Source organism: Neobacillus sp. NRS-1170 (assembly GCF_050468025.1).
Map to the genome: position 1 here is coordinate 1 of NZ_JBITPF010000017.1, position 3,077 is coordinate 3,077.

The 3,077-nt window shown below is 51.9% G+C and carries 1 rRNA gene; it reads right to left on the reverse strand.

The window, feature by feature from the left end:
* Nucleotides 1–65 precede the first annotated feature (65 nt).
* Nucleotides 66–3,001: ribosomal RNA gene (locus ACIFOT_RS07640) — 23S ribosomal RNA — on the reverse strand.
* Nucleotides 3,002–3,077 lie beyond the last annotated feature (76 nt).

The following is a 3,077-nucleotide window of genomic DNA, read 5'->3' on the forward strand; positions in this document are numbered from 1 at the left end:
CCTCAAAACTAGATAATGCAGAAGAAGTTTGTAAAAACGAGTTCACCTTCATATGTTCATATGACTTGGTTAAGTCCTCGAACGATTAGTATCAGTCAGCTCCACACGTCACCGCGCTTCCACCTCTGACCTATCAACCTGATCATCTTTCAGGGTTCTTACTAGCTTGACGCTATGGGAAATCTCATCTTGAGGGGGGCTTCATGCTTAGATGCTTTCAGCACTTATCCCGTCCGCACATAGCTACCCAGCGATGCCTTTGGCAAGACAACTGGTACACCAGCGGTGCGTCCATCCCGGTCCTCTCGTACTAAGGACAGCTCCTCTCAAATTTCCTGCGCCCACGACGGATAGGGACCGAACTGTCTCACGACGTTCTGAACCCAGCTCGCGTACCGCTTTAATGGGCGAACAGCCCAACCCTTGGGACCGACTACAGCCCCAGGATGCGATGAGCCGACATCGAGGTGCCAAACCTCCCCGTCGATGTGGACTCTTGGGGGAGATAAGCCTGTTATCCCCGGGGTAGCTTTTATCCGTTGAGCGATGGCCCTTCCATGCGGAACCACCGGATCACTAAGCCCGACTTTCGTCCCTGCTCGACTTGTAGGTCTCGCAGTCAAGCTCCCTTGTGCCTTTACACTCTACGAATGATTTCCAACCATTCTGAGGGAACCTTTGGGCGCCTCCGTTACTCTTTAGGAGGCGACCGCCCCAGTCAAACTGCCCACCTGACACTGTCTCCCACCCCGATGAGGGGTGCGGGTTAGAATTTCAATACAGCCAGGGTAGTATCCCACCGACGCCTCCACCGAAGCTGGCGCTCCGGCTTCTCAGGCTCCTACCTATCCTGTACAAGCTGTACCAAAATTCAATATCAGGCTACAGTAAAGCTCCACGGGGTCTTTCCGTCCTGTCGCGGGTAACCTGCATCTTCACAGGTACTATAATTTCACCGAGTCTCTCGTTGAGACAGTGCCCAGATCGTTACGCCTTTCGTGCGGGTCGGAACTTACCCGACAAGGAATTTCGCTACCTTAGGACCGTTATAGTTACGGCCGCCGTTTACTGGGGCTTCGATTCAGAGCTTCGCTTGCGCTAACCCCTCCTCTTAACCTTCCAGCACCGGGCAGGCGTCAGCCCCTATACTTCGCCTTGCGGCTTCGCAGAGACCTGTGTTTTTGCTAAACAGTCGCCTGGGCCTATTCACTGCGGCTCTTCGAGGCTATTCACCTCAAAAAGCACCCCTTCTCCCGAAGTTACGGGGTCATTTTGCCGAGTTCCTTAACGAGAGTTCTCTCGCTCACCTTAGGATTCTCTCCTCGCCTACCTGTGTCGGTTTGCGGTACGGGCACCTTTTATCTCGCTAGAGGCTTTTCTTGGCAGTGTGGAATCAGGAACTTCGGTACTATATTTCCCTCGCTGTCACAGCTCAGCCTTTACGGTGAACGGATTTTCCTATTCACCAGCCTAACTGCTTAGACGCGCATAACCAGCAGCGCGCTTACCCTATCCTCCTGCGTCCCCCCATCACTCAAACGATAAAGAGGTGGTACAGGAATATCAACCTGTTGTCCATCGCCTACGCCTTTCGGCCTCGGCTTAGGTCCCGACTAACCCTGAGCGGACGAGCCTTCCTCAGGAAACCTTAGGCATACGGTGGACGGGATTCTCACCCGTCTTTCGCTACTCATACCGGCATTCTCACTTCTAAGCGCTCCACCAGTCCTTACGGTCTAGCTTCAACGCCCTTAGAACGCTCTCCTACCACTGACATCTACGATGTCAATCCACAGCTTCGGTGTTACGTTTAGCCCCGGTACATTTTCGGCGCAGAGTCACTCGACCAGTGAGCTATTACGCACTCTTTAAATGGTGGCTGCTTCTAAGCCAACATCCTGGTTGTCTAAGCAACTCCACATCCTTTTCCACTTAACGTAAACTTTGGGACCTTAGCTGGTGGTCTGGGCTGTTTCCCTTTTGACTACGGATCTTATCACTCGCAGTCTGACTCCCACGGATAAGTCTTTGGCATTCGGAGTTTGTCTGAATTCGGTAACCCGATGAGGGCCCCTAGTCCAAACAGTGCTCTACCTCCAAGACTCTAACTACGTGAGGCTAGCCCTAAAGCTATTTCGGAGAGAACCAGCTATCTCCAAGTTCGATTGGAATTTCTCCGCTACCCACACCTCATCCCCGCACTTTTCAACGTGCGTGGGTTCGGGCCTCCATCCAGTGTTACCTGGACTTCACCCTGGACATGGGTAGATCACCTGGTTTCGGGTCTACGACCACATACTCAATTCGCCCTATTCAGACTCGCTTTCGCTGCGGCTCCGTCTCTTCAACTTAACCTTGCATGTAATCGTAACTCGCCGGTTCATTCTACAAAAGGCACGCTATCACCCATTAACGGGCTCTAACTACTTGTAGGCACACGGTTTCAGGATCTCTTTCACTCCCCTTCCGGGGTGCTTTTCACCTTTCCCTCACGGTACTGGTTCACTATCGGTCACTAGGGAGTATTTAGCCTTGGGAGATGGTCCTCCCTGCTTCCGACCGGATTTCACGTGTCCGGCCGTACTCAGGATCCACTCAGGAGGGAACGAAGTTTCAACTACAGGGTTTTTACCTTCTATGACGGACCTTTCCAGATCGCTTCATCTACCCCGTTCCTTTGTAACTCCATGTTGAGTGTCCTACAACCCCGAAAGGCAAGCCTTTCGGTTTGGGCTGTTCCCGTTTCGCTCGCCGCTACTTAGGGAATCGCGTTTGCTTTCTCTTCCTCCGGGTACTTAGATGTTTCAGTTCCCCGGGTCTGCCTTCAATACCCTATGTATTCAGGTAAAGATACTGCTCCATTACGAGCAGTGGGTTCCCCCATTCGGAAATCTCCGGATCAAAGCTTACTTACAGCTCCCCGAAGCATATCGGTGTTAGTCCCGTCCTTCATCGGCTCCTAGTGCCAAGGCATCCACCGTGCGCCCTTTCTAACTTAACCTAAAAGGTTTTACTCTAATAAATAGAGAGAAAAACTAAAATGGCGATTACTCGGTTTTTACTTGGTTACTTCTTCT